The sequence below is a fragment of the Pseudomonas sp. PSB18 genome, from assembly GCF_014596565.1.
Lineage (GTDB): Bacteria > Pseudomonadota > Gammaproteobacteria > Pseudomonadales > Pseudomonadaceae > Aquipseudomonas.
Window position 1 is genome coordinate 371,757 of the sequence record NZ_NOIN01000003.1, and the last position, 19,288, is coordinate 391,044.

Sequence of the window (19,288 nt, forward strand, 5' to 3'; positions counted from 1 at the left end):
GCGCTTTATGTCATAACCGATCATGTCAAGTTTGGGTGGAAGCCTGGCGAGCCTTCGTTGTCAGCGTCTGTCGGGCTTTACTGACACGACTCCCCTTCGGCTGATACGAGCATTTGCCCAATGCCTGTTCACTTGAGGAAAATCAACGGCAGGGAAAGCTTGCTCCCGGCTTGGGTGCGGAGCGCTCAGGGAGATGGGGCTGCTGCGCAGCCCAGCGGGAGCAAGCCCCCTCGCCACGGGTTGACGGCTGTCCTTACCTGAGCTGCATGACGATCAGTTGCCTCTACGCGTTCTCATCTTTTTCGGCCGCTTCATCGCTGTGCACCACCACCAACAACTGCGCCTGAACATCCCCCACCGAACGCAGCCGATGGGGCTTCTGCGCATTGAAATGCAGGGCATCGCCGCGGTTCAGCAGCACGCGCTCGTTCATGAAATCCACTTCCACCTGCCCCTCATGCACGAATAGAAACTCCTCCCCCGTGTGTTCCTTGAACGCGTGGTGCGCGGTGAATTCGGTCGCGGGGTAGAGGATGAAGGGCAGCAGGCTGCGCTCCGAGACCTGATGGGCCAAGACCGCGTATTCGGAGCTGCCGCTGCTCGACGCCAGCGAGCGCCGGTCTTCGCTGCGCACCAGGCTGTAGCTGTCGAGGGAGACGTTTTCTTCGGAGAACAATGCTTCGACGTTCACGTTCAGCGCCTTGGCGAGCTTGAGCGCGGTGGCGATGGAGGGCGTGCTCAGCCCGCGTTCCACCTTGGACAGATAGCTCTTGGTCATCCCGGTTTTTTCGGCCAGGACGTCCAGTGTCATGCCGAGTTTTTTCCTGAGCAATTTCAAGCGAATGGACATAGGTAACCAACATTTCCTGGGAAACGGACAATCAATGGTTGCAAATGACACTTTGTGTCATATAGTATTTTTTGTGTCATTAGCACCTTCCTTTCACAGCTTCCATGACGCGGATCAAGAACGGTCAAAGAACGAATCAGGAGAACGGATATGAGCAAGACACTGGCGACGCCCAAGGACCAGTTGGTCCAGCACGCTGTCAACCAGATGCAAAAAACACTGCCGGATAATACGTGGACTGTACGACAAAAGCTGGCACTCACCTGCCGCATCCTGTTCGAAAACGGTCACGACTCGGGCCTGGCCGGGCAGATTACTGCGCGCGGGCCGCAGCCGGGCACCTACTACACCCAGCAATTGGGCCTGGGCTTCGACGAAATCACCGCCGGCAATCTGCTGCTGATCAATGAAGACCTGGAGGTGCTGGAGGGTCACGGCATTCCCAACCCGGCCAACCGCTTTCACACCTGGGTCTACCGCGCCCGGCCGGATGTGAACTGCATCATCCACACCCACCCGACCCACATCGCTGCGCTGTCGATGCTGGAGGTGCCTTTGCAGATTTCCCACATGGACCTCTGCCCGCTCTACGAAGACTGCGCGTTTTTGGAGGGCTGGCCGGGTGTGCCGGTGGGCAATGAGGAAGGCGAATTGATCGCCGGCGCCCTGGGCGACAAGCGCGCCATCCTGCTTTCCCACCACGGCCAGTTGTCCACCGGCGCCACGGTGGAGGAAGCCTGCAACATCGCCCAACTGATCGAACGCGCCGCGAAGCTGCAACTGCTGGCCATGGCCGCCGGCGAGGTGAAGCCGATCCTGCCGCACCTGGGCCGCGAAGCCCATGACTGGATCGCCCGCCCCAAGCGTCACGCCGCCGCCTTCGACTATTACGCCCGGCAGAACCTGCGCCAACACGCCGATTGCCTGAACTGAACCCATTAGGAGCCACGCCATGTCTACCCCCAATATCCACGGCATCATCGGTTACACCATCACTCCCTTCTCCGCCGACGGCCAAGGCTTGGACCTGAACGCACTGGGCCGGTCCATCGACCGCCTGATCGACAGCGGCGTCCACGCCATCGCGCCTTTGGGCAGCACCGGCGAGGGCGCTTACCTGAGCGATGCGGAGTGGGATCAGGTCAGCGAGTTCAGCATTGCCCGCGTCGCCGGCCGGGTGCCGACGGTGGTCAGCGTGTCGGACCTGACCACCGCCAAGGCGGTACGCCGCGCACGTTTTGCCCAAGCGAAAGGTGCCGATGCAGTGATGGTGTTGCCGGCCTCTTACTGGAAACTGAGCGAGGCGGAAATCCTGGCGCACTACCAGGCCATCGGCGCCAGCATCGACCTGCCCATCATGCTCTACAACAACCCGGCCACCAGCGGCATCGACATGTCCGTGGAGCTGATTTTGCGGATTTTCAACGCGGTGGCGAACGTCACCATGGTCAAGGAGAGCACCGGCGACATCCAGCGCATGCACAAGCTGCAGCTGTTGGGCGAGGGACAGGTGCCGTTCTACAACGGTTGCAACCCACTGGCCCTGGAAGCCTTCGCGGCCGGCGCCAAAGGCTGGTGCACCGCAGCGCCGAACCTGATCCCGCAGCTCAACCTCGACCTGTATGACGCCGTGCTGGCCAACGACCTGGAGCGGGCCCGGGCGCTGTTCTATCGTCAACTGCCGCTGCTGGACTTCATCCTCAAGGGCGGCTTGCCGGCCACCATCAAGGCCGGTCTGTGCAGTCTTGGCCTGGAAGTCGGTGATCCGCGCTTGCCGGTGTTCCCGCTCGACGAGGCGCGCATTAACCAACTGCAGACGATGTTGAATCAATTGCGCTGAATCACGCTGGGCCCTTGCGACCGACAGGTGGGCCATCCTGTTCGGTCGCTGTTGTCCTAATGGGTGAGCACCGCCATGACCATCGAGGCAATGAGATGAACACCTATCGCCCCTTGAACTGCGACCTGCATGACTACCTGGAGATCGCCTGCCTCTACGGCTACACGCTGGACATAGAACTGACTGACGGCCAACGCCTGACAGCCCGTGCGATCACCACGCGTACCGCTCACACGCGGGAAGAGTTTCTTGAGGTTGAAACCGCGGAGGGTCGTCGGGAGATACGTCTGGATCACTTATTGGCGATTACGCCGCTGGATGAGCACGCCAGGTTTGGACGGGTTGTGCTGGCACTAGGTGACCAGCCTTTGGACGCTTAGCTAGGCATCACCTCACCGGCCTGTTCCAACGCCAACCGGTGCAAGGTAACAGCGGCGAGTTCAAGCTCATCACCCCAGCTCACATCGAAACCCCATTCGCCCAATTGGGCGGTGGCGAACAGCGACAGGTCTTCCAAGGGTTTGAGCGCCGGAAATTGGCGAACGTGTTCGCGCAGGTCCACGTCGTAGCGCTTACCGTTGACGAACTCCACCTGCAAGGCATGTTTGCCAGGGGCAGGTTTCACGCTTTTTATTTTGCCCTTGCTGATCATCGGTCATCTCCTCCAGCTTTGTTCATCCCACACCCGTTGCAAGTCAACGGTGTGAGTTGCCGCCCACGCCAAGGCGGCTTTCAAGGCTTGGGGGTTGGCCCCTTTACCGAGCACCTTTAGTCCATCGATACCCGCTTACTGATAAGCCGTGACAAACTACCGGCGAGGTCCAAGACGCACAAGCCAGCGGATTCTGGCGTAGTTGTAGGCAAAGGCTGGTTTTATCAAGCTTATTAAGCGCCACCAGATGCAACGTTGGTTTGGGGCCGCTGCGCAGCCCAGCGGGGATAAATCCCCTCGCCACAGATTGAGGGGGTCTGGGTAGCGGGTTGTACCAGGCTGCCAAGTGCTGCCTCCTGATGCGGCTGTGTTTAGACCATTACTCCACATACCTCACATCAAACGACCCCCTAAAAATTTGGCCTTCCGTATCAGCGAAAGATAGCCCCCTCAAAAGAAATACCCATCGAGTACTGTCAGAAGTAACAGCTGGTAAGATCCTTTTAATGAGCTGGTTATGAGAGATCTGCAAAAAACGCAATAACCGTGGGAGCAAAGCTTGCTCGCGATGGCGGTAGTCAATCGGCAATAACGGCCTGCCGCGATCGCGAGCAAGCTTTGCTCCCACAGGTTTTGCAGCGTTTGATCCTGCTGTTTCTTCTAGCCGCCCGGCAAAAATCTTTCGCTTTATCCCCTCCCGCAAAGCTCCCATCCGCTCCAGCAAAGTCGCCGCGCCCTCTCCCCCTCGATAATGCCCGCTTCGCTTGCAGTCCCCTTACCCGCCAGCCCCGTGTAAACCCATGAACCTGAGTACCTTCATCCGTAGCTATTGCCTCAAGTCCAGGCTCGCCACCAATGCGCTGATCCAACTGCACCGGGCGTTCTCTTTCATGGCCAGTCATCTGGCGCAGTTGGGGTTCGATTCCGAGCGGTGGCCGGTGCCCGTCGATGAGGCTGCCGTGGACAGGCAGGCCAATGCCATCTGCCCGGAGCTGGCCGCTACCGTGTTCAGCCATGCGCGGGAAGGGGCGATGCTGGTCGACCCCTTCGGGCGGGTCATCGGTGTGAACGAAGCGTTCACGCGCCTGACCGGTTACGGGGAAGACGAGGTCAGGGGCCGGGACTTGAATTCCCATCGCATGGTGCGGCGGCTCGCGGCGTTTTATGCGCCGATGAAGAACGCACTGGATTTCCACGGGCACTGGTCCGGGGAAATCCAGAGCAGCCACAAGGACGGCCGGGAGATGACGTCGCGCATCAGCATCAGTGCCGTGCATGACCGGCACGGCAATGTTCGACATTACGTGGCGCTGCTCAGCGACATGACGCAGATAAAGCAGCGCCTGCAGTTGCTGGAGCGCGACGCCCGGTATGACGCGCTCACGCAACTGCCCAATCGGTTGCTGTTGGCCGAGCGGATGCGCCAGGCCCTGGGCAAGGCGCGTCTCCTTCAGCAGAAGGTGGCGATTGCGTTTATCGACCTTGATGGGTTCAAGGCCTTGAACGACAGCTATGGGCATGACTGGGGCGATCGGGTGTTGCAGATTGTCGCCGCACGAATCAACGCGACACTGCGTGAGAGCGACACCCTGGCACGGCTCGGCGGGGATGAGTTCATTGCCGGGCTGGTGGGGCTACAGGAAGTGGAAGACAGCGAGCCATTGCTCAAGCGCATGCTGCAAGCGGCCAGCGCACCCATCCTGATCGGCGCCCAGACGGTGGAGATCTCCGCCAGTATCGGCGTGGCGTTTTTCCCCGAGCACGGTCAGGAGATCGACGCGCTGATCAGCAAGGCAGACCAGGCGATGTACCTGTCGAAAAAGGCCGGCGGCAACCGTCTGGCGTTTTGTCCGACCCGCTTCATTTCCCTCAATAACGGAGCCTGACGGTGGTGCCGACGGTTCTTTCGCTGCCGGTCATCACCCCGTAGTCACCGGCGCCGAGCAGTGAATAGACGGCGGTGATGTAGTGGCGGTCGAACAGGTTGCGCACCCAACCTTCCACTTCCCACCCATGGTCCTGACTGCGCAGCCCCAGGCGCAGGTTGGTAAGGCCGTAGCTGGGCTGATAGCTGCCCTCGCCGCCTTCGAGGGTGCCGTAGTAGCCGCTCCGGAAGCTGTAGTCGATGCCGCTGTAGGCTTCCAGCCCATACGGCAGCGGATGGGTATGGTCCAGGCCGCTGCTGAGGCTCCACTCCGGCGCGTTGTAAAGCCGCTCGCCGCTGAGATCGCAGGTCCACTGGCCCGAGGCCGGTGGGCACGGTGCGTTGGAGAAACTGCGATAACGTGCGTCGCTCCAGGCCAGGCCCAGGCGCCCGGTGAGCCGGGGGGCCAATTGCCAGGCCGAATCCAGTTCAACGCCGCGCAGGCGTACCTTGCCGACGTTGATCAGGTTGTCCCGTAGCGGTGGCGCGAACACCGATGTCGAGGGGCTGTAGGTGAGCGCTTGATAGTTGTCGACATCGGTCTGGTAGACGGCAACATCAAGCAGCGCGCGCTCATTCCAGAAGCGCGTCTTCATGCCCAGCTCCAGCGAGGTGGCGCGCTCCGGCTCGAAGGTGGGCGCGGCGAACGGCCCGACCACGTCGAAGTTGATGCCGCCCGCCTTGTAGCCGCGGGACCAACTGACGTAGCCCATCACGGCATCGCTGAAGCGGTAGCTGGCGCTGAGCAGGCCGGAGACGTTGTCTTCCTCGATCGAGTCCTGGCGGTAATAATCCCCCCCGAGGGCGATGTCCCGCAGCAATTGGCCGCCCGCCTGGAACGTCGGTGGCAGGCCGGCCAGCGAGGCGAGGTTGCTGACGTCGCGGGAGATCCAGCCGTCCTTGCGCTCCTGGCTGTAACGCAGGCCACCGGTCAGTTCGAGAAGGTCGACGGGGCGCCAGGACACCTGACCGAACACGGCCCGGCTGTCGCCCTTCTGCTCGCCGTCGTAACGTTGCCGGGCGCCGTCCAGCAGTTGGGTCGGCACCTGCCGTGGATCGGTGAAGGTGATGCCATAGAGCTTCTGCAATTGCGCCAACTGGTCGCCGACGAACCAGGGCGCGGCGTCCTTGCCGAATTCGACGTCGATGTCACGATCGAGCTGCTGGCGCAGGTAGTAGAGCCCGGCGACATAGTCGATGGAGGAGCCGACGGTGCCGGACAGGCGCCATTCCTGACTGAATTGCCGGTGCCCCAGCTCGGTCTCGGACTGAGCCACCGACAGCGCGGTGCTATCGCCGTCGCGGGTGGCGCGGTAGTCCCAGTCACGGTAGGCGGTGATGCTGGTCAGGCGCATCGCCTCGTCCAGGTCCCAGTTCAATTCCAGGGAGACACCGTCCTGCAGGGTCTGCGGGTGCCCCGGTGCGTCGATACGCACGTCACGTTGGTAAGGGTCGGGCGCAGGCAGCGGATAGCCAACGAACCGGGCCCGCTGGCGCGTCTGCTGGCTGTAGTGGTTGACCAGCAGTACGTTGCCGGCCTCGTTTTGTCGGGCATGGTCCGCGATCAGGCGCGCGCTGAAATCCGCGTTCGGCGTCCACAGCAATTGCCCACGCAAGCCTTGGCTGTCGGCGTCACCGAGGCGGGCGCCGTCTTCCAGGTTTTCCACTTGTCCATCGACCGAGCGTTCGAAGACGTTCAGTCGCCCGGCCAGTACATCGTCGTGCAACGCCCCGGAAACCGTCCCGCGATATTCACGCAGACCGTGCTCGCCGTAGCTGGCCTCCAGGTTGGCCTCGGGCTGGAACGTCGGTTGACGGGTGATGATGTTCAGCGCGCCCGCGGTGGTGTTCTTGCCGAACAGGGTGCCCTGGGGCCCGCGCAGTACTTCGATGCGCTCGATGTCCATCAACTCGGTGAAGGCCATGCCCTGGCGCGCCTGGTAGACGCCATCGACGTAGGTGCCGACGCTGCCTTCCAGGCCATCGTTGTAGGCGGTCGCGCCGAAACCGCGCAGGCCGAAGCCGGCATAGCGGGCGTCATGCCCGGACACCACCAGCCCGGGCACGCGCTGCTGGATGTCTTGCAGCGTGTGCAGGCCGGCTTCGTCCAGTTGCTCGCCGTAGAGGACGTTGATCGGGATCGGCACCTGTTGCGGGTCTTCCTCGCGGCGGCGAGCGGTGACCGTGGTTTCCTCAAGGACCAGGGGAGCGGGTGACATGGCAGGCGTGGTCGGCGATGGCGCTTGTTCGGCATAGGCCCCCGTGCATGGCAATGCCGTCAAGCTGCCGAGCAGGAGCAGCCGGTAACGCCGACCGAGCACGCTATTGCTCCCGAGCCATCGGCCGATGCACCCTGTTCGAGTCCGTCAGCGCCTTGACCCATGCCAACAATTCACGGCTGTCGGCGGGCTTGAGCAGAACCGCATCGAAGGTCAGGTCCTGGGGATAGTCCTCCGGCCTGCGGGGCGGAATCGCCGAATAAAGCAACACCGGGCAATCGTGCCCATGCTCACGCACCTGTCGCAGCAGCGCCCAGCCGTCCATGCCGGGCATCATCTGGTCGCTGATCAGCAGGTCGACCGGCTGCTGCGCGAGGCAGGCCAGGGCATCCTCACCGCTCATCGCATGGCTCACGTCAAATCCGTAGCCCGCCAACAGGTCATACAGCCATTCGCCATTCTGCTCGACATCGTCCACCAGCAGGACATGCAGGCCCTGGCCATCGAACGGCTCGGCATGGTTATCGACGATGCCGCTTTCCAGCTGGTGTTCCTCGGCGCAATTCAATTGCAGGCGAAAACTGAAGCGGCTGCCGCCTTGCTCACCGGCCTGGAGTTCCAGCCGGCTGCCCATGCGCTCCAGCAATTGCGTGACGATGGACAAGCCCAGCCCGCTGCCTTCGTAGCGTTGCGCATTGCGGCCACGATGGAACGGTTGCAGCAGTTGCTCGAACTCTTGCGGATCGATACCGATGCCACTGTCGATCACGCTGAAAAGCAGCGCCACGGTGTCAGCGGTCGCCCCTGGCGAAGCGCTCACTTCGAAACGGACCTGGCCGTTACGGGTGAACTTCGCCGCGTTGGCCAGGAGGTTCATGAGGACCTGCCGCAGCCGTTTGAAATCGGCCTCCACCAGCGCCGGCAGGTCCTGCGCCAGAACGGCTTCGAAAGTGTTCCCCTGCCGCGCGGCGAGGAAGCCCGCCTCCTCTGCGATCTCCTTCAAGAAGCCGTACAAATAGCCGGGCGCGAGGGTCAGTTGCATCTGTTCCAATTCCCCTCGGGAGAACTCGAGCATCTCGTCGATCAGTTCCAGTTGCTGGCGGGCATTGCGCTCGATACTGGCCGGGTACTCCCGGTTCGGGTTCGGCCCCGCGTGCAACAGGCGCGAATAATCGATGATGCGCACCAGTGGCGAGCGCAAGTCATGACTGATACGGGCCATCAATGCGCTGCGTGCCGCCAGTGACTCGCGCAACTGCGCCGTGCGCAGCGCCACGGTGCTTTCCAGGCGCTCGTGCTCGGCCTGACGCTGTTGTTCGAGGGAGGACAGGGCGTGTTTTTCCCGATATCGGCTGCGGCTGACTTCCATGATCAACGTGCACACCAGCAACGCTACACCGGGCAGGGTCGACGACAGGCTGTGCTTGCTTTGCGGCGACTGCCAGGGCAACTGTTCCTGTGGGACGAAATAGCGCATCAGCACCTGCGAAACCAGCAACCCCGGTACCAGCCACGCCATCCAGTTGTAAGTGAGCCGCCTGCGCCAGGCCATGATTAATGTGGCCAGGAGCGCGCCGTAAAAACTCAGGAGCGACACCTGGACTATCTGCGCGCCTTGGACCGGATCGACCTTCAACCACCAGACCCGACCAAGCGCACAGCCCAGCAGCGGCACCCAATAGCTCCAGCCAATGATCCGGGGCAGCCGGGCCACCTGTAACAACACACGCATGTAGGCGAGGAACAGGACGAACGAGATCACGCTGACGCACGCCAGCAGCTCGCGGGTCCAGCCGAGCGCCGCGGACCAGTAGATAAGGTAGCCGTTCACGATGCAGGTCAGCAGGATATAGCTCAGTACCGCGCCCGCATTCACGCTCAGCAATCGGGATCGCAGGATCCAGCCGACGATCAGCCCGAATGGGACGACCAGCAGGACAATGCCCAGGGTCAGCCCGTCGCTCAGGTAAGTCTGTTGCTGGCTGCGCAACAGCGCCGGTTCGGACCACAGCTGCGGCGCCAGCAACATCTGGAAATTGCCGGTTACCCGGACGAACAGCGTGGTGCTTTGCCCTGTCTCCAGAGTGATCGGGAACGCTGGTTGACGCGCCGCCGGTTGGGGCCATTCGGCCAGGGGATGGGCGCTGCCGGCCTTGGTCTCGCGCCAGTGTCCGCCGACAGATTGATAGACGCGGATGTCTTCCAGCCGCGGCGCCCCGATCACCAGCAGGCGCGAACACGCCCTGGCGCTTGCATTGGAGAGTTGCAGTTTCAACCAGAATGCCGAGCGGCTGTAGCCTTGCGTCGGCCACTGCGGGGTCGCGACGCTGAATCGCGCGTCGGGCAGTTGCGCGACGTCCTCCAGGCTCAACCTCGCCTGGGGGTCCTCGAAAATCTGCATCGCAGGCATCACGTCCAGCTGTTCTGCCTGACAGACGTCCACGGGCGCCGCATGCAACAGGCCGGCGGACAACAACGTCATCGTCAGCAACAGAATCTGTAGAAATCCCATCAGGCGCGCCCGGCCGACTCGGTATCGGCGATGCCCAGGGTTTGCTGGCGAAACTGGCTGGGGGTCATGCCGATGCGTTGGCGGAAGGCCGTGGTGAAGTTGCAGGCATTGCGAAAGCCGATCAATTCGGCGACGTCTTGCACGCTCATGGCACTTTCGCTCAGCAAGGCCTGGCCGCGACGCAGCCGCGCGTCGCGAATGTAAGCGAACACGGTCAGGCCCAGATGCTCGCGGAATATCCGGGAAAGGCGTTTTTCATGGGTGCCGACTTTTTGCGCCAGTTGCACCAGGGAGGGCACGTCATCAAGGTGCTGTTCAATCCAGCGCATCGCGGCGCGCAACACGATCTCGTCGCCCTCGGGTTCCGGGTCCGCCGGGCTGGCTTGCTGGGGCGGCGGCGCGCGCCAGGTCAATTGCAGGTGGATCTTGATGCGTGCCAGCACTTCTTCGGGGGCGCAGGATTTGGGGATGTAATCGACCGCGCCCACGGTCAACCCTTCCAGGCGTTCCAAGGTGCTGTTGGCCGAAGACAAGAAGAGGATGGGCGTCTGCCGGGTCGACGGTGCCTCGCGCAGCAGCCGGCACAGGCTGAAACCGTCCATGTGCGGCATGTGCACATCCAGCACGATTAGATCGGGACGCAATGCCAGGGCTCGCTGATAGCCTTGGTGAGCATCGCTGGCCAGGGAAATGCGCCAAGGCTGCGCCTTCAGCAGGATAAGCGTTGCACGGAGGTCTTCCGGAACATCGTCGATCAGCAGAATATGCGGCAGCGCGTCGCAAGGCACCGTCGCGCCCCCAGACACAGCCGTCCTCCTTTCGTCTCGTCCGTCGTCCATTCGCTACGTTCTCTTATCGTGCTTTTGCCAACGTCATTGCCGAAAGGCAAAGGTATCGCAAAGACAATCGAGGGATTCGGTAAAAATCGTTATACCGATAGCGGCAGGTGCGGCGAAGACTTGAAGAGGGTGGGTCGTTCGTGGCTTTCTTCCCGTTAGATGCCGGTGCTGAAGCGGTCTTGCGGCGAGGCTAAGGATCAAACGACGCAAAACCTGTGGGAGCAAAGCTTGCTCGCGATTGCGGTAAGTCAGTCAGCAATGTTGACTGGTCTGTGGTTATCGCGAGCAAGCTTTGCTCCCACAGGGTTGTGGCTTAACTGATTGGCATTAGGCTGAGGGGGACTGCGGTGCAGCCCAGTTATGCAGTGTTTACAGCATTGTGCTTTGCAAACCCACCATGCTTCCGATACCACGCCACCGTATCCGCAACGGTCACTTCCAGATCCCGGAAGCGCAGCCCCAGCGCCTGCTCGCTCTTGCGAGGGTCGAAACAGCTGCGATGCTCCTCGCGTATCACCAGCCGCAACGTCGCCAAGCTCAACAGGATCGGCTTGCCGGTCAGCCGCGCATAAATCTCCTGCGCCGTCGCGAGGGCGTATAGCAAGGGCAGCGGCAGTTGCCGCGAAGGGGTTTTCACGCCCGCGATACGGCCCAGCACAGGCACCAACTGCCCCATGGTCATGTGCCGGCCCGCCGCGAGGTAGCGCTCGCCTCGCTGTCCCAGCTTGGCGGCGGCAATCAGTGCCCAGGCCACGTCGCGGGCATCGACCACGGCAAAGCTGCCGGGGATCAGCCCGGGCAATTTGCCGTTCACGACGTCCTTGACCAGTTGGCCCGAGGACGTCGGGCCCATGTCACCGGGGCCCCACATCCAGCCGGGCAGGACCATGCAGGCATGCATGTCGGGATGGGCGTCCAGGAAGGACAACACGATACGGTCGGCGAGGATCTTGCTGCGGTAGTAGTCGTCCGCATCGGCCTCGGCCCGCAGGCAGGTTTCATCGATGGACGCGCCGGGCTCGCCATCGAGCACGGCGATGGAGGAGGTGTGGATAAATCGGCGAATGCCCGCGCGGTACGCCTGATGAAGCAGCTCTCGAGTGCCGGTGACATTGATCGCTTCGAGCGCCGCCCAGTGGCTGCCGCCCTTGTAGTTATCGCGAAAGAACGCCGCCGTGTGGAACACCGTATCGCAGCCTTTCAGAGAGGCGGCGAAGGTGTCGACATTGGCCATGTCGCCGACAATCAGGTCCACATCGGGCAGGTCACTGAATTGCTGTTCGCCTTTGCTTCTGGAGCGGACCAGGGCTTTGACGGCGTAGCCACGCGCAACCAGCTCACGTACCAGGTTGTTGCCCAGCAAGCCGGTTGCGCCGGTTACAAACACGTTACGCATGGTTCAACCCTCTGCCTGTTCGGCGGACGGCAGCAGCACCGCGCTGTCGAAGAACACTTCTTCATGGGTGGCCAGCCCATCCTTGAAGATGAAGTGCGCCGCAAAGTGCACGGTGATGTGCCGGCCATGGGGCGGTATCACCCGCTCCGGCAGCACCAGGGGGGCGGTGAAGGTGCCGGACAGTACGGCGACCAACGCCAGTCGATCCTCAGTGACCACGAAGGGGCTGAAGGTCACTTCGGCATCGGGCAGCGCTTCGAACAGCGCGGTTTCCCGTTTGCGCATGGCCTCGCGACCAATCTGAATGCCCGAGCCATCGAGGTAGATGAAGTCTTCGCTCACCAATGCAAGCATCGCCTCCACATCACGGCAATTGAAGGCTCTTGAGGCGCGTTCCGCGTAGTCGTTGGGGCCGGTGGTCATGCAGTCCACTCCATGGGTTTCGAAGGGCCGTAGATATACCGTTGGCGCCACTTTTGAAAAACAGCGACTGCTGCATAATGGCTTTGCATATATGCAGATCAGGGAAGACAGGACGCATGGCATTGCAAGCGAATTGGGACGATCTTCGACTGCTGCTGGCCGTCTCGCGGCGGAGCAGTTTTCTTCAGGCGGGGCAATTGTTGGGAATCGCGGCGTCTACCGTGTCCCGTCGACTGACACAATTGGAAAGCGCCTTGGGCGAGCCCCTTGTCGAACGGGGCGTCGAAGGCTGTTGGCTGACCTCGCGGGGCCAGTCGCTGGTGGAAGTCGCCCTGGCCGCGGAAACCGGTCTGCGCCGGCAAACCGTTGCGAACCCGCCCGGGCGCCAGGCCGAACTCAGTGGCAGCGTGCTGGTCAGTGCCGGGGAAGGTTTCTCCTCCTCGGTGCTGGAGGCCGCGAGCCGCTTCACCGCCCTGCACCCTAATTGTTCGGTGGAATTGCTGGTCACCGCCGAGTTCCACAAGGTCGTCCGCGGCGTGGCAGACATTGCGGTGCGCACCGCCCATCTGGGTGAGCCGTCACTGATCTATAAACACATAGACCGGGTCGCTTATGGCGTCTTCGCCGATGTGGACTATTTGAAGCGTTCTCCACTGCTCACCCCAGCCACGGCGGCCCATATCGCCTTGCTTCCCCCGTTGGACATGTTGCCGCAACTGCGCGCAGCAAAGGCCGGCGGCCTGGAGCGCGCGCCGATCAGCGTGAACTCGTTCACCGCACAGCTCGAGGCGGTGCGGCGAGGCATGGGGGTGGCGGTACTGCCTCGGGTATTGGCGCAGGATCTGATCGAGGTGTTTCCAGAGCTGCCTATTCCAGACCTGGAAGTCTATCTGGTGAGCCGGCCCCAGGCGCTGAAGCAGGCGCATATCAAGTGTTTTTTCGGGATGTTGGAGCAGGTGTTGCTGGACGGTGTGTCCGGGGACTGAGGACCTGGAAAGCCATCCCGCGCCTGCGCTCGGCACGCAGTCAACTTTCAATCAGTGAAAATCAGCTGCACTCATGAAATCACCAAACCCATCGTCATCGTCGACGACCGCAAACTCCAGGAGGTAGCTCGCGCTGACATGCCCATTGGGCACAACGTAGCTCGCCAGCAACCCATGCAGGTCGTTGCACAGGTCGGTTCTCGACTGATAGGCGCCGATACCGTAATTGGGATCGAAGAGCCTCCCCGTCTGGCCCGCGTCGAAAGACACCCCAATCGCATGACCACCGGCGCCTTCCGGGCCCCCGGAGAAGTAGAACGAGACGACGAAGTGGCGAGCGCCAGCTCTCTGGAGGATATCGAGGACGATGTGGCTGGCAACGCCGTCGGCGTAGGCGGTTTCGCTGACTGTATTGCTTCCGATGATGTCCTCGGCGGTAGTGCCAAGCGCCATCAGCACTTCGAATCCGTCCATAGCCTGGGTCAGCTTTCTCTGGGTTTCGATAACCGCCCGATTCTCGGCCCGCAATGCATCAAAACAGTTATAAGGTGTGCCGAGCTTGATCCACAATGTACTGAAACCGAAGCACACACCCAGGCTGTCCACGCCAAACCAGGGAATTCCACCGCCAAGCAGATCACCCTGCCCTTCCCATCTTCTACTCTGGTGCGCTCGGGGAAAGGTGAACATGGGATGTCTCCAGGCGGAGTGATGGCGGCTCCAGTCAAAAGTAGACGACAGACGACCTGTGCGCCATGTACGCGCCTTTGATGAGCCTAGATCCTGGCCAACTGCCGCTTCCAAGCTTCATGAATAAGCTCAGGCCTGGCGGTGAAACGCGACATGTGGCGTATGCCAACCACCGGCACACGAACGCCAGCAATGGTCGCGGTGAAGCCGAACGTGGCGGTATGCGAGCCGGTACAGAGGTGGTTGATGACCTCGCCCTGACCAAATGCCCCATACAGAATGCTGGCAGCAGAAGGCGCCAGGAGGGAGTTGCTGTAGGCCACAATCAGCTCCGGACGACTCAGCTTCATGGTCGCCTCGGCGAAAAACCGCATGGATCGCTCGGCAAGCACCTGGTGGCTGCCCAGCGCCGATGCCCTGGCCGCTCTGCCAATCGAGGCGGCGTCCTTGAAGCACAGCAGCAAGGCGTTGGTGTAGAGGGTTTCGGCCTTGGTGAAGCCCAGTTTTTCCGGCAGTGTGCTGAGCTGGTTCGCCAGGCGAGTGCTGCCCCATTTGCCCTTTACGCCAAGTTCCACATTACAGACCCCGGGCTGTTGGAAATCCCCTTCGATGGCGGAAAGGTTGGTGAAGTCCTTGTCGGCCTCAGAGCCGTTGAACCCCATCACGATCAGCCTTTTCTGCTCTGGCGGCGCGGCCAGTACGTTGAACGCGCAGTCATATGGGCGTGAGGCAAGAGGGCCCAGTCCGGTTTCGTTCAAGGTATTCAGGATCAGGTTCAGGGTTGCGTGGGGCATGTGGAAATCCATCAATTGCCACCGCGTCGTGGCTCGGGTTGGGACTGTTGATCGCCAGCTTACAGCTGTCTCTGCTTCAATGTATCCAACCGAATCGATATCGCGGTGCGGATGAGTAAACCGGCATCATCCCCAGCAGGCGGATGCTTCGCAGTTCACCGCCAAACGCAGTCGACCATACGCCTCCACCAGTTGCTCCAACGTGAACGCACGGTTCCTTCCACTCGGATTTGGCAACACCCAGACCCGCGCATGCCCGAAGGGACTCGGCTGAGGCCCCCATGTCACGTGCTTCTGCCCGGTCAACGCGGCATACGCCGCCTTCCCGAGAAAAGCGACACAGCGTGGCGCATACCGGAGGATTTTCTGTTCGAACTCCACGGCGGCGGCGGTGAATTCATGCGCCGACAGCTGGTCGGCACGGGCGGTCGGCCGTTGAACCACAGCCGTCAGCCCATAGCCATATTCCAGAATCGACCGATCCCGTTGCGGCGAAAGTTCTTCATGGGTGAAGCCGGCCAGGTGCAAGGTTCGCCAGAAGCGGTTCCCGCGCCCGGCAAAATGATGCCCTTGGGCGGCGGCGGTCAGCCCTGGATTGATCCCGCAGAACACGACCGCAAGGCCCGGGCTCAGGATGTCTTCAAGTCCGTTGCCGCTCATGAACCGCAAATCACCTTGACCGCAGGGCGCACCAGCTCGGTCAGTTCATCCCGGGATTTGCCCGCCCTTGCCCGTATCGAAACGCTGTGCAGCAAGGAGGCAGCCAGCACGGCCAACGCGGCCGGATCGGCATCGGCTTTCAGATCGCCAACCTCGACCGCCCGGCGCAGGCGCGCCTCAAGATTGACGTCGAGCCGGCTCAGCCGGTCCGACAGCACGTCGCGAATCTGCTGATCCTCCACCGCCTCGGTGGTCGCGGTGCCAATCGCGAAACAGCCCCGGGGTTGGCCGTCACCGGAAAAATAGATCGCCAGTTGCCCCTCATAGAACCGCGTCAGCGCCTGCTCCAGCTTAAGGCTGTCGTCCATCAACGCTTGCTCCATGGCCGCCGATGCCGTCTCCCAATATTGCTCGAGGGCCTTGATGTAGAGGGCATGTTTGTCACCGAACGCCGCATACAGGCTGGGGCGATTCATGCCGGCGGCGGTGGCGATGCTGTCCAGTGAGGCGCCGGAGTAGCCGGTGTTCCAGAACACGCCGAGGGCTTGGGCCAAGGCGGTCTGCGGGTCGTAGGCGCGTGGCCGGCCGCGGCCTTTCGCCTCCGCAATCTTTTTTTGTGCCATGTCGTACAAAATCCTTGTAAGGGGATTGGATCGAGGGATATTCTTACACCATCGCACAAAATTAAGGAACCAGAAATTCCTTGATGGACAGGTTTGTTGTGGCAGAGCTCGAACTGGGTGTGGCGACGACGAAGCAAGCGGCAGTGGAGTGATCCTCCCGACTGCGCACTGGAATGGTTTTCACCGTAATACCCATGTCGGCGCCGCAGCGATTGTGCATCAGTCGGCCCGATACCCCGGCTAAAGGTGTATCCGATCATGACTCAGCAACTCGACCTCTCAGCGACACAAGCCTCGCCGCACCCGGGGCCTGACCTGGATGACGTCCCGAAAAAACCGCTCAAGGCCATCTTGCGCCCCTGGCTGATGACGGGAGTGCCTGCCCTGTTCGTCGCCATCGGCTGTGCCCACTACCTGGTGAACGAACCATTCGTGTCCACCGACAATGCCTACGCCCGGGTGGCCAAGGCCTCGATCAATACACGCATTTCCGGGCAAGTGGTCGAGATCGCAGTCGAGGACAACCAACCCGTCCGCAAGGGCCAGGTGCTGTTTCGCATCGACCCCAAGCCCCTGCAGATCGCCGTCGACCGCGCCGATGCACAACTGAGCAGCGCACGCCTGCGCATCGATGAATTGAAAGCCAGCTATCGCCAGCAGCAGGCAGAGTTGCAGTCGGCCAGGGCATCGGAGGATTTTGACCGAAGGGAATTTGCCCGCAAGAAAGCCCTGGTTGCCACCCAGTTCGTCTCCCAAGCGGCGTATGAGCGCGCGGAAACCGATTTCAAAGTCGCCCATCAGCGCAGCGTCTCGGTCGAGCAGCAGATCGCCAGGACGATCGCTGCGCTGAACGGCAATTCCGACATCGCCGTCGACGATCATCCAACCGTGCGTGAGGCCAGGGCCCACCTCGACGAGGCACAACTGTACCTCTCCTACGCCACGGTCACGGCGCCGGACGATGGTGTCGTTGCCAAGGTCGACGACCTGCAGGTGGGCAACTACGTGAACAACGGTGCGCCCGCGTTCGCCCTGATTGCCGGTCATGAGCGCTGGATCGAAGCCAACTTCCGCGAAACCCAGGTCGCCCACATGCGCCCGGGCCAGACCGCGGATATTTCGATCGACACGTATCCAGGCCGGACCTTCAAGGCCCACGTCATCAGCCTGAGCCCCGGCGCCGGCTCGGACTTCGCGCTGCTGCCGCCGGAAAACGCCACCGGCAACTGGGTCAAGGTGGTGCAACGGGTGCCGGTACGACTCGAACTGGATGAGATCGATCCGGACCTGACGCTGTTTTCCGGCACTAGCGCCACGGTCAAGGTCGACACGGGCTATCGCACGCCATGGTGGCATCCGCTCAAGACGCTGTGGACCGCAGGAGTTTTCTGATGAACGCCTTTCCTGCGGATGCTCCAGCGACTGCCGATGCCCGTTCACTGCGCTTTGTCGCGCTGCTGGCAACTTACTTGCAGTCCGCCAATCTGCCGCTGCCGAACGCGGCGCTGCGGTTGATCCAGGGCAGCCTGTCGATGAGCGACGATCAGGCTGGATGGATTTTCACGGCCTACCTGGCGGCGACCGCGATCACCACGCCCGTCGCTCAATGGCTCGCAGCCCGGTTCGGCCAGAAGCGGGTGTACCAGGCCGCGTTGGTGCTCTTCGGCCTCGGCCTGTGGCTCGGCACATTGGCGACCACGCCCATGCAGTTCGTCGGCGCACGCATCCTGCAGGGGGCAGCCAGCGGTGTATTGGCGCCCCTGTCGATGGCGATCGCCCTGGACACCTTGCCACCGGCACGACGCGCCACCTTCGGCGTCCAATGGACGGCGTTGGTGCTGTTCGGCATTGTCAGCGCTCCAAGTATCGGCGGCTGGATCTGCGAGCACTTCGGCTGGCGGCCGATGTTCTACCTCAGCCTGCCGCTGACGGCCTATATCCTGCTGGTGATCACGCTGTTGCTCGAAGAGAAAAAGGCCGACAAACGTCCACCGTTCGATTTCTTCGGCGTCGGCACCTTCACCCTCGGCATGATCGGGCTGCAAATGCTCCTCGACCGTGGCGAACGCCTGGAGTGGTTCGACTCGGTGGAAATCTGGATGCACGCACTGGCCTGCTCGCTCGGGCTCTATCTGTTCGTGGTGCACCGGATGACGGCGACCACGCACTTCCTCAGCAAAGGCCTGTTCAGCGACCGCAATTACGTGCTCTCGACGATCATCTTCTTTGCCTTCGGTTTCGTCTTGCTGTCGACCATGGCCCTGACCTCGCCGATGCTGGACGAGATTCTCGGCTACCCACCGGACACCACCGGCCTGCTGACCCTGCCTCGCGGCGTGGGGCTGGTGGGCGCGTTCCTGTTGACCGGGCGACTGCTCGGGCGCTTCGACCCGCGGTTCTTTATCGCGGCCGGTGTTGCGCTGACGGCGTATGCCAACTGGCTGATGCTCGGCTATTCGCCGTTGATGGACTGGACGCCAGTGGCAGTCAGTGGCGCCATCCAAGGCGTCGGCCTCGGCATGTTGATGCCGGCCCTGGGCAAAGTTGCGTTCAGTACCCTCGATGCGACGCTGCGCCCGCAAGCCACTGCTTTCTTCAATTTGATGCGGGTCTACGGCAGCACCTTGGGCGTGGCCGTGGTGCAGATCTTTTTCTTCAACAACACCCAGGCGATGCATGCCGCGCTGGTCAGCCAACTGACGCCAAACCGCTTGCCGAGCGTGACCTCGCTGTCGGCGTTCGAAGGGCTCAACCATCTGGTAACCCATCAGGCGGCGTTCGTTGCGGTCATGGGGCAATTCAAGATTTTGCTGGTGGTGATGCTCGTGGTGAGCCCGCTGGTGCTGTTCCTTCGCAAGCCCGTTGCAGCCAACTGATTTC

Annotated in this window: 18 protein-coding genes; 7 read left to right on the top strand and 11 right to left on the bottom strand. The window is 61.9% G+C overall.

Translation table 11 applies throughout. The features are described 5' to 3' along the window. Positions 1-283: 283 nt before the first annotated feature. Entirely contained in the window at positions 284-850 is a 567-nt protein-coding gene (locus CGA22_RS09475; RefSeq protein WP_041023408.1) for a helix-turn-helix domain-containing protein, read from the bottom strand. A gap of 150 nt (positions 851-1,000) precedes the next feature. On the opposite strand from CGA22_RS09475, the gene CGA22_RS09480 reads away from it, so the two are divergent. The 3 genes from CGA22_RS09480 to CGA22_RS09490 all read left to right on the top strand — a co-directional run bounded on the left by CGA22_RS09480 (position 1,001) and on the right by CGA22_RS09490 (position 3,070). Beyond that, on the top strand, positions 1,001-1,783 hold the full coding sequence (locus tag CGA22_RS09480) for an aldolase (protein WP_041023409.1): 783 nt from the start codon (positions 1,001-1,003) through the stop codon (positions 1,781-1,783). Between the two features lie 19 nt (positions 1,784-1,802). Beyond that, positions 1,803-2,690 (top strand): dihydrodipicolinate synthase family protein, encoded by an 888-nt coding sequence (locus CGA22_RS09485; protein WP_041023410.1) that lies wholly within the window; start codon positions 1,803-1,805, stop codon positions 2,688-2,690. Between the two features lie 95 nt (positions 2,691-2,785). Beyond that, on the top strand, positions 2,786-3,070 hold the full coding sequence (locus CGA22_RS09490; RefSeq protein WP_041023411.1) for a Rho-binding antiterminator: 285 nt from the start codon (positions 2,786-2,788) through the stop codon (positions 3,068-3,070). On the opposite strand, the gene CGA22_RS09495 is transcribed toward CGA22_RS09490, so the two are convergent. Then, the gene (locus CGA22_RS09495) at positions 3,067-3,342 is read right to left on the bottom strand and encodes a DUF2442 domain-containing protein (RefSeq protein ID WP_052435153.1); all 276 of its coding nucleotides are present in this window, start codon (positions 3,340-3,342) and stop codon (positions 3,067-3,069) included. The two genes, CGA22_RS09490 and CGA22_RS09495, sit on opposite strands and share 4 nt — an antisense overlap. Positions 3,343-4,142: 800 nt before the next feature. Between CGA22_RS09495 and CGA22_RS09500 the strand changes: the two genes are divergently transcribed. After that, the gene (locus tag CGA22_RS09500) at positions 4,143-5,228 is read left to right on the top strand and encodes a sensor domain-containing diguanylate cyclase (RefSeq protein WP_041023412.1); all 1,086 of its coding nucleotides are present in this window, start codon (positions 4,143-4,145) and stop codon (positions 5,226-5,228) included. Here CGA22_RS09500 and CGA22_RS09505 read toward each other — a convergent pair. The 5 genes from CGA22_RS09505 to CGA22_RS09525 form a co-directional block, all read right to left on the bottom strand. Beyond that, entirely contained in the window at positions 5,212-7,587 is a 2,376-nt protein-coding gene (locus tag CGA22_RS09505) for a TonB-dependent receptor (protein ID WP_041023413.1), read from the bottom strand. The two genes, CGA22_RS09500 and CGA22_RS09505, sit on opposite strands and share 17 nt — an antisense overlap. A gap of 1 nt (position 7,588) precedes the next feature. After that, a complete protein-coding gene (locus tag CGA22_RS09510; RefSeq protein WP_052435154.1) occupies positions 7,589-9,997 on the bottom strand; it encodes a 7TM-DISM domain-containing protein in 2,409 nt (802 codons plus the stop codon). After that, positions 9,997-10,836 (bottom strand): helix-turn-helix domain-containing protein, encoded by an 840-nt coding sequence (locus CGA22_RS09515; protein ID WP_223194720.1) that lies wholly within the window; start codon positions 10,834-10,836, stop codon positions 9,997-9,999. The genes CGA22_RS09510 and CGA22_RS09515 overlap by 1 nt, the downstream gene beginning before the upstream one ends. A gap of 358 nt (positions 10,837-11,194) precedes the next feature. After that, on the bottom strand, positions 11,195-12,232 hold the full coding sequence (locus CGA22_RS09520; protein ID WP_041023415.1) for an SDR family oxidoreductase: 1,038 nt from the start codon (positions 12,230-12,232) through the stop codon (positions 11,195-11,197). A gap of 3 nt (positions 12,233-12,235) precedes the next feature. After that, positions 12,236-12,655, bottom strand: a complete 420-nt coding sequence (locus CGA22_RS09525; RefSeq protein WP_041023416.1) for an ester cyclase — start codon at positions 12,653-12,655, stop codon at positions 12,236-12,238. 116 nt (positions 12,656-12,771) lie between these two features. Between CGA22_RS09525 and CGA22_RS09530 the strand changes: the two genes are divergently transcribed. Then, positions 12,772-13,641 carry a LysR family transcriptional regulator gene (locus tag CGA22_RS09530; RefSeq protein WP_041023417.1) on the top strand — a complete coding sequence of 290 codons (870 nt, stop codon included), beginning with the start codon at positions 12,772-12,774 and terminating at the stop codon, positions 13,639-13,641. Positions 13,642-13,692: 51 nt separating this feature from the next. Here the strand turns inward: CGA22_RS09530 and CGA22_RS09535 are convergent, their stop codons facing one another. From CGA22_RS09535 to CGA22_RS09550, 4 genes are all read right to left on the bottom strand, one after another. Continuing rightward, positions 13,693-14,331: a YopT-type cysteine protease domain-containing protein gene (locus CGA22_RS09535; protein WP_041023418.1), complete on the bottom strand. Its 639-nt coding sequence runs from the start codon at positions 14,329-14,331 to the stop codon at positions 13,693-13,695. Positions 14,332-14,417: 86 nt separating this feature from the next. Further along, positions 14,418-15,125: a hypothetical protein gene (locus tag CGA22_RS09540; protein ID WP_041023419.1), complete on the bottom strand. Its 708-nt coding sequence runs from the start codon at positions 15,123-15,125 to the stop codon at positions 14,418-14,420. Positions 15,126-15,251: 126 nt separating this feature from the next. Further along, a complete protein-coding gene (gene mug / locus CGA22_RS09545) occupies positions 15,252-15,785 on the bottom strand; it encodes a G/U mismatch-specific DNA glycosylase (protein WP_041023420.1) in 534 nt (177 codons plus the stop codon). Continuing rightward, positions 15,782-16,408 carry a TetR/AcrR family transcriptional regulator gene (locus tag CGA22_RS09550; protein ID WP_188258554.1) on the bottom strand — a complete coding sequence of 209 codons (627 nt, stop codon included), beginning with the start codon at positions 16,406-16,408 and terminating at the stop codon, positions 15,782-15,784. The genes mug and CGA22_RS09550 overlap by 4 nt, the downstream gene beginning before the upstream one ends. Before the next feature lie 258 nt (positions 16,409-16,666). Between CGA22_RS09550 and CGA22_RS09555 the strand changes: the two genes are divergently transcribed. Both CGA22_RS09555 and CGA22_RS09560 read left to right on the top strand, forming a co-directional pair. Further along, positions 16,667-17,800 carry an HlyD family secretion protein gene (locus CGA22_RS09555; protein ID WP_041023422.1) on the top strand — a complete coding sequence of 378 codons (1,134 nt, stop codon included), beginning with the start codon at positions 16,667-16,669 and terminating at the stop codon, positions 17,798-17,800. Then, positions 17,800-19,284, top strand: coding sequence for a DHA2 family efflux MFS transporter permease subunit (locus tag CGA22_RS09560; RefSeq protein WP_041023423.1), 1,485 nt, complete (start codon positions 17,800-17,802; stop codon positions 19,282-19,284). Before CGA22_RS09555 ends, CGA22_RS09560 begins: the two co-directional genes overlap by 1 nt. Positions 19,285-19,288 lie beyond the last annotated feature (4 nt).

What these genes read in the sequence shown, in the direction of transcription:
- CGA22_RS09475 (WP_041023408.1), bottom strand. Translation starts at nt 850, where the DNA reads ATGTCCATTCGCTTGAAATTGCTCAGGAAAAAACTCGGCATGACACTG.
- CGA22_RS09480 (WP_041023409.1), top strand. Translation starts at nt 1,001, where the DNA reads ATGAGCAAGACACTGGCGACGCCCAAGGACCAGTTGGTCCAGCACGCT.
- CGA22_RS09485 (WP_041023410.1), top strand. Translation starts at nt 1,803, where the DNA reads ATGTCTACCCCCAATATCCACGGCATCATCGGTTACACCATCACTCCC.
- CGA22_RS09490 (WP_041023411.1), top strand. Translation starts at nt 2,786, where the DNA reads ATGAACACCTATCGCCCCTTGAACTGCGACCTGCATGACTACCTGGAG.
- CGA22_RS09495 (WP_052435153.1), bottom strand. Translation starts at nt 3,342, where the DNA reads ATGATCAGCAAGGGCAAAATAAAAAGCGTGAAACCTGCCCCTGGCAAA.
- CGA22_RS09500 (WP_041023412.1), top strand. Translation starts at nt 4,143, where the DNA reads ATGAACCTGAGTACCTTCATCCGTAGCTATTGCCTCAAGTCCAGGCTC.
- CGA22_RS09510 (WP_052435154.1), bottom strand. Translation starts at nt 9,997, where the DNA reads ATGGGATTTCTACAGATTCTGTTGCTGACGATGACGTTGTTGTCCGCC.
- CGA22_RS09515 (WP_223194720.1), bottom strand. Translation starts at nt 10,836, where the DNA reads ATGGACGACGGACGAGACGAAAGGAGGACGGCTGTGTCTGGGGGCGCG.
- CGA22_RS09520 (WP_041023415.1), bottom strand. Translation starts at nt 12,232, where the DNA reads ATGCGTAACGTGTTTGTAACCGGCGCAACCGGCTTGCTGGGCAACAAC.
- CGA22_RS09525 (WP_041023416.1), bottom strand. Translation starts at nt 12,655, where the DNA reads ATGACCACCGGCCCCAACGACTACGCGGAACGCGCCTCAAGAGCCTTC.
- CGA22_RS09530 (WP_041023417.1), top strand. Translation starts at nt 12,772, where the DNA reads ATGGCATTGCAAGCGAATTGGGACGATCTTCGACTGCTGCTGGCCGTC.
- CGA22_RS09535 (WP_041023418.1), bottom strand. Translation starts at nt 14,331, where the DNA reads ATGTTCACCTTTCCCCGAGCGCACCAGAGTAGAAGATGGGAAGGGCAG.
- CGA22_RS09540 (WP_041023419.1), bottom strand. Translation starts at nt 15,125, where the DNA reads ATGCCCCACGCAACCCTGAACCTGATCCTGAATACCTTGAACGAAACC.
- mug (WP_041023420.1), bottom strand. Translation starts at nt 15,785, where the DNA reads ATGAGCGGCAACGGACTTGAAGACATCCTGAGCCCGGGCCTTGCGGTC.
- CGA22_RS09550 (WP_188258554.1), bottom strand. Translation starts at nt 16,408, where the DNA reads ATGGCACAAAAAAAGATTGCGGAGGCGAAAGGCCGCGGCCGGCCACGC.
- CGA22_RS09555 (WP_041023422.1), top strand. Translation starts at nt 16,667, where the DNA reads ATGACTCAGCAACTCGACCTCTCAGCGACACAAGCCTCGCCGCACCCG.
- CGA22_RS09560 (WP_041023423.1), top strand. Translation starts at nt 17,800, where the DNA reads ATGAACGCCTTTCCTGCGGATGCTCCAGCGACTGCCGATGCCCGTTCA.